At 64.4% G+C, this 5764-nt stretch carries 6 protein-coding genes and 1 pseudogene; 6 read left to right on the forward strand and 1 reads right to left on the reverse strand.

Annotated elements, in window-relative coordinates:
* Positions 1-341, reverse strand: a pseudogene (locus ACRCSW_RS03470) (branched-chain amino acid ABC transporter substrate-binding protein); the annotation flags it as partial.
* 154 nt (positions 342-495) lie between these two features.
* Between ACRCSW_RS03470 and pedF the strand changes: the two are divergent.
* The 6 genes from pedF to ACRCSW_RS03500 all read left to right on the forward strand — a co-directional run.
* Positions 496-1182: a cytochrome c-550 PedF gene (pedF, locus tag ACRCSW_RS03475; RefSeq protein WP_438702627.1), complete on the forward strand. Its 687-nt coding sequence runs from the start codon at positions 496-498 to the stop codon at positions 1180-1182.
* A gap of 2 nt (positions 1183-1184) precedes the next feature.
* The gene (locus ACRCSW_RS03480; protein WP_438702620.1) at positions 1185-2063 is read left to right on the forward strand and encodes a substrate-binding periplasmic protein; all 879 of its coding nucleotides are present in this window, start codon (positions 1185-1187) and stop codon (positions 2061-2063) included.
* Between the two features lie 70 nt (positions 2064-2133).
* Complete coding sequence (locus ACRCSW_RS03485) at positions 2134-2682, forward strand: CoxG family protein (RefSeq protein WP_438702622.1); 549 nt, start codon at positions 2134-2136, stop codon at positions 2680-2682.
* Between the two features lie 43 nt (positions 2683-2725).
* Positions 2726-3211 carry a (2Fe-2S)-binding protein gene (locus ACRCSW_RS03490; RefSeq protein ID WP_438702624.1) on the forward strand — a complete coding sequence of 162 codons (486 nt, stop codon included), beginning with the start codon at positions 2726-2728 and terminating at the stop codon, positions 3209-3211.
* 10 nt (positions 3212-3221) lie between these two features.
* Positions 3222-5597 (forward strand): xanthine dehydrogenase family protein molybdopterin-binding subunit, encoded by a 2376-nt coding sequence (locus tag ACRCSW_RS03495; protein ID WP_438702626.1) that lies wholly within the window; start codon positions 3222-3224, stop codon positions 5595-5597.
* A gap of 15 nt (positions 5598-5612) precedes the next feature.
* Positions 5613-5764, forward strand: a 152-nt coding sequence (locus ACRCSW_RS03500) for an FAD binding domain-containing protein (protein WP_438702629.1), incomplete at its 3' end; no start/stop codon positions are given.

The following is a 5764-nucleotide window of genomic DNA, read 5'->3' on the forward strand; positions in this document are numbered from 1 at the left end:
AGGTCCGCGACGGCCAGGGTCGCGGCGGCTTCGGCGTCAAGGACCAGCAACTGCGAACGGGCCAGGGCATCGCGGGCAGCGGCGGTGATGTCGCCGTCCGGCGGCACCGAGACCGTCGTCAGCCTGTAGTCGTGGCCAAGAAAGCTGCCCGTCGTGGTGTTGTCAGCAATGCCGAGTTCTGCCCCCGCCAGACCCAGATCTTCAGGGACGCGGTCAAGGTTCGACAGCACGGGTGGCAACACGACCTCCAGCCTCAGCCATGTGATCTCGACCACGACTTCGGCCCGCGCCGGGAATGCGGCCACAAGCATGGCAGCGATCAGACCTGTAGCGCGGATCATCGAAACTCCTCCCGTCGGCAAAACTAGCCCACGCCCGCGCGTGAGGCTTTACGACCTTCGTCTGATCGGCATCCACAACGGCACCAAGGTCGAATACCGGCAGCGCGCCGATCTCGTTAACACCGGTCCGAGTACGCGTGACGGGAGGAAACACATGCTGAACGGAGGCATTCTGCGGCTGCTGCCGGGCCTCGCGGCCGGATTGGCTGCGACAATGGTCTTTGCGCATGGCGATGTGGTGCCGCAAGCGGTGAACACCGACACCCTTCCCGACGTTGGCGAGGAATGGCTGACCGAGAACCCCTATCGCGCCGACAAGGCGGGTGACGAGGTCTGGCAGCAGGCGATCGAAATCGGCGCATCGGGCTACAACCAGAACTGCGCCCGCTGCCACGGGCTTGGCGCTGTGTCGGGCGGACTGGCACCTGATGTGCGCTACCTTGAGGCATCGGAATACGGCGATGAGTGGTATGTCGAACGGTTCCAGATGGGCTACACGCAGGATGGCATCACCAAGATGCCGGCTTTCGGTGAGATTCTCGGGCAGAAGGCGGCCTGGGCGATCCGCACCTACGTCGAAACGCGGGCCGAGGATGGCGCGCTGGACGCCCATATCGACCGGCTGAAAGAAATCCGCGACCAGCTTGCCGCGGGCACGGTCGACAATCCGGCGGCCCTGCGCGACGAGCTGATGGTCATTGCATCCGAGGCCGCCACAGCCTCTGGCGCACCGGTCGCCGACAGTGCGGCGCGAGTGGCGGCGCTTCAGCTGACCGACGAACCGGCAAGCTTCAAAATGGCCGCAGATACGCTCACCGTTGGGCTGTCTGCGGCGAACTGACGATGCGCGCCCTGTTCCTCGCCGCAATGATCGCCGGGCTTGCAGGCCCGGCTTTCGCACGCTGCGAGTCCGTGGTGCCGGCGGAACGACCGCAGAATACACCTTACGAGGATGTGGGCCGTGAATTCGACGCCATCGTCGATTCCGGCTGGATCGAGTTTGCGGTTTATGAAGACTTCCGGCCCTGGTCCTGGGAGCAGGATGGCAAGGCTGCTGGCGTTGACGTCGAAATCGGCAAACTGATCGCAGGCGCGCTTGGTGTCGAGGCGCGGTTCCGCCTTGTGCAGGCTGGCGAGAACCTTGACGCCGACCTGCAAAACTATGTCTGGAAGGGTGCCGCCATCGGCGGGCGCGTGTCGGACGTGATGCTGCATGTGCCTTACGACAGCGACTATGCCTGTCGTGTCGAACAGGTCGTCTTTACCGGGCAATACGTGCAGGACGGCGTCGCCATCGCCTATGACGCGGCGAAGTATCCCGAAAAGGGACCGACGCCTTCCTACTTTCGCTATGACACCGTTGGCGTCGAAAACGACTCCATTTCCGACTTCTACCTCACCTCCGTCGGCCAGCTTGGCGATACCGTGCATCGCTACAAATCCACGCTTCTGGCGATGGACGCACTCGCTGCGGGCGAGATCATGGCGGTGATGGGCCCGAAGGGAGAGATCGAGGGCAATCTCGCACCCGGCATCACCGTGCATGAGCCGCCCATGATGGGCTTTGAACGCGGTCACTGGACCCTTGGCGTCGGCATCAGCGAACAGCACCGCGACCTTGCCTATGCCGTGGATGACGCTGTCGCCTCCGCGCTGGCAGACGGGCGGATCGCGGCGATCTTTGCGGCGCATGGCATGAGCTTTGGGCCGCCCGAGCGATGACGGACTAAGACCAACGTGCAATTGGGGTCCGGCTCGGTGCGCCCTAAAGTAAGCGACAAGGGAGACGAATGTGGAACTGAGCGAGGAACGCGAGATTGCTGCACCACCAGGCATCGTCTGGGCGGGGTTGATGAATCCAGAGGTGCTGAAGGCCTGCATTCCCGGCTGCGAAAGCATGGCTGGGTCGCCCGCCAATGGGTTCGAAGCGGTCGTGGTGCAGAAGGTCGGTCCGGTGAAGGCCCGCTTTACCGGCGTGGTGACACTTTCCGACATCGCCGAGGGCAAAAGCTGCACGATCTCGGGCGAGGGCAAAGGCGGCCCTGCGGGTTTTGCCAAGGGTCGGGCCAAGGTGACACTGACACCGTCAGGTACGGGCACGACGCTCGCCTACAAGGTCGAGGCGAATGTGGGCGGCAAGATCGCGCAGCTCGGCTCGCGGCTGATCGATGTGTTCGCGCGCAAGCTGGCGGACGAGTTCTTCGACCGGTTCAAGACGACGATGGAGGGCGAACAGCCCGCCGCTGAACCGGCGATGGCGGAAGCAGTCCTGGAAGGCGGCGACCCGGCTCTTGGCGGCGCACCCAAGAAGGGTTGGTTTCGGCGCTTGATTGGGGGTTGATCCCCTGGACGGTTTACCCAGGCATATCCAAGGGAGGATGAGGATGACGAAAGTCACGATGACCGTTAACGGGAAGGCTTTGTCGGCGGAGACGGAGGGGCGGACGTTGTTGTCTGCGTTTCTGCGCGAGGGGCTGGGGCTGACCGGGACGCATGTGGGGTGTGACACCAGCCAGTGCGGCGCCTGCGTGGTGCATGTGGACGGGCGGGCGGTGAAGTCCTGTTCGGTCTTTGCCCAGGATGTGGCCGGGGCCGAGGTGCGCACCATCGAGGGGATGGCGAATGCGGACGGCTCGCTTGGGGTGATCCAGCAGGCGTTCCAGGACCATCACGGGCTGCAGTGCGGCTTTTGCACGCCGGGGATGGTGATGTCTTCGGCGGCCTTGCTGGCCGAGAACCCGAAGCCTTCGGAAGCCGAGGTGCGGCATTACCTTGAGGGCAACATCTGCCGCTGCACCGGGTATCACAACATCGTCAAGGCCGTGATGGCTGCCTCGGGGCAGGACGTCTCGGCTGTGGCTGCGGAATAGGGGGACCCAAATGCCGAAGGATCATGGGATTGGCGCAAGTTCGAAGCGCCGCGAGGATGTGCGGTTTCTGACCGGCAAGGGCGTCTATACCGACGACATCACGCTGCACGGCGAATGCCATGCGGTGATGGTGCGCTCGACCGTGGCGCATGGGCGGATCAAGTCGGTGGGCACCAAGCGCGCCGCCGGAATGCCCGGCGTGCAGGCGGTGTTCACCGGCGAGGATTTCGCGAACGTGGGCGGGAACCCGGCGGGCTGGTTGATCAACAGCCGCGACGGCACGCCGATGCGCGAGCCGAAGCGGCCCGTGCTGGCGCATGGCAAGGTGCGGCATGTGGGTGATGCCTATGCCGCGGTGGTGGCCGATACCTATGAAGAGGCCCGCGATGCCGCGCAGGCGATTGCGGATGACAGCGTGATCGAAGAGCTGCCCGCCATCGTCAACATGGCCGCTGCGGTGGCCAATGCCTCCAACCGGGTGCATGACGAGATCCCCGACAACCTTTGCTACGACTGGGGCTGGATCGAGGACAACCGGGCCAAGGTCGATGCCGCGATCAAATCAGCACCGCATGTGACGGTTCTGGAACTGGTGAACAACCGTCTGGTTCCGAACGCGATGGAGCCGCGCGCCTCGATCGGCGAGTATTTCCCGGGGACCGGGGATTACAAGCTGACGACGACCAGCCAGAACCCGCACCTGACGCGGCTTCTGGTGGCGGCCTTCGTGCTTGGCATTCCGGAGAACAAGCTGCAGGTCGTGGCCCCGGATGTGGGCGGCGGGTTCGGCTCGAAAATCTATCACTACGGCGAAGAGGCGGTGGTGCTGGCGGCGGCAAAGAAGCTGCACCGTCCGGTGCGCTGGACGGCGGAACGGTCGGAAAGCTTCCTTTCGGATGCGCATGGCCGTGACCATGTGACGAAGATCGAGCTGGCCTGCGACAAGCAGGGCAACTTCATCGCCTTCCGGACCGAGACGATGGCGAATGTCGGCGCGTATCTGTCGAACTTCGCGACGGTGACGCCGACTTTCCTGCACGGCACGCTGATGGCCGGGCCCTACAAGGTGCCGAATGTCTATGTGAACGTGAAGACGGTCTTCACCAACACCGCCCCGGTCGATGCCTATCGGGGTGCCGGACGGCCCGAGGCGACCTACAGCCTGGAGCGGGTGATCGACAAGATGTGCCGCGAGCTGGGGCTCGACCCGTTCGAGGTGCGGCGGAAGAACTTCATCACCACCGACATGTTCCCCTACACCACGCCGGTGGCCCTGGCCTATGACACCGGCAACTACCATGCGACCTTGGACAAGGCGATGGAGATGGCCGATGTCGCGGGGTTCGAGAAGCGCCGCGCGGCCAGTGCGGCGAAGGGCAAGCTTCGCGGCATGGGGCTGTCGACCTGGATCGAGGCTTGCGGGATCGCGCCTTCGCATCTCGTCGGCATCCTTGGCGCGCGCGTCGGGCTTTACGATGCGGCGACGGTCCGGGTGAACGCGACGGGCAATCTTTCCGTGATGGTCGGGGCGCACAGCCATGGCCAGGGGCATGAGACGGTCTTCGCCCAGATCGTGGCCGACAAGCTCGGCATCCCGGAGACGTCGGTCGAGATCGTGCATGGCGATACGGCGAAGATCCCGTTCGGCATGGGCTCTTACGGCTCGCGCAGCCTCGCGGTCTGCGGGGTGGCGATGGTCAAGGCGGTGGACAAGATCATCGCCAAGGGCAAGAAGATCGCGGCCCACATGCTCGAGGCGGCGGAAGGGGACATCACCTTCGCCGACGGCAAGTTCTCGGTCGCGGGGACGGACAAGGCGAAGACCTTCGGCGAGATCGCCTTCTCGGCTTACGTCCCCCACAACTACCCGTTGGAGACGCTGGAGCCGGGGCTGGAGGAGACGGCGTTCTATGACCCCGCCAACTTCACCTATCCCGCAGGCGCCTATATCTGCGAGGTGGAGGTCGATGAGGGCACCGGGCGGGTGGAGATCGCGGCGTTCCACTGCGCAGATGACTTCGGCAACATCATGAATCCGATGATCGTCGAGGGCCAGGTGCATGGCGGGGTGGGCCAGGGGATCGGCCAGGCCTTGCTGGAGAACACGACCTATGACGAAACCGGCCAGCTTCTGAGCGGGTCCTACATGGATTACGCGATGCCGCGCGCCGATGACGTGCCGTTCTACAACGTCGACTACTCGTGCCAGACGCCCTGCACCCACAACCCCTTGGGGGTGAAGGGCTGTGGCGAGGCGGGGGCCATCGGCTCGCCCCCCGCGGTGGTCAACGCGGTGATCGACGCCTTGAACCGTGGTGGTCACAAGGTGGCCCATATCGACATGCCGGTCTCGCCCTCGCGGGTGTGGTCGGCGATCAACGCGTGAAGAGGAGGATGGACAATGCATGACTTCGAGCTGGTGAAACCCTCCTCCGTCGCCGACGCGGTGAAAGCGCTGGCCAAGGACGGCGCACAACCTTTGTCCGGCGGGCAGACGCTGATCGCCACGATGAAACAGCGGCTGGCGGACCCGGCAGTGCTGGTCAGTTTGAC

It is taken from the genome of Tabrizicola sp. (assembly GCF_051645465.1).
Taxonomy (GTDB): domain Bacteria; phylum Pseudomonadota; class Alphaproteobacteria; order Rhodobacterales; family Rhodobacteraceae; genus Tabrizicola.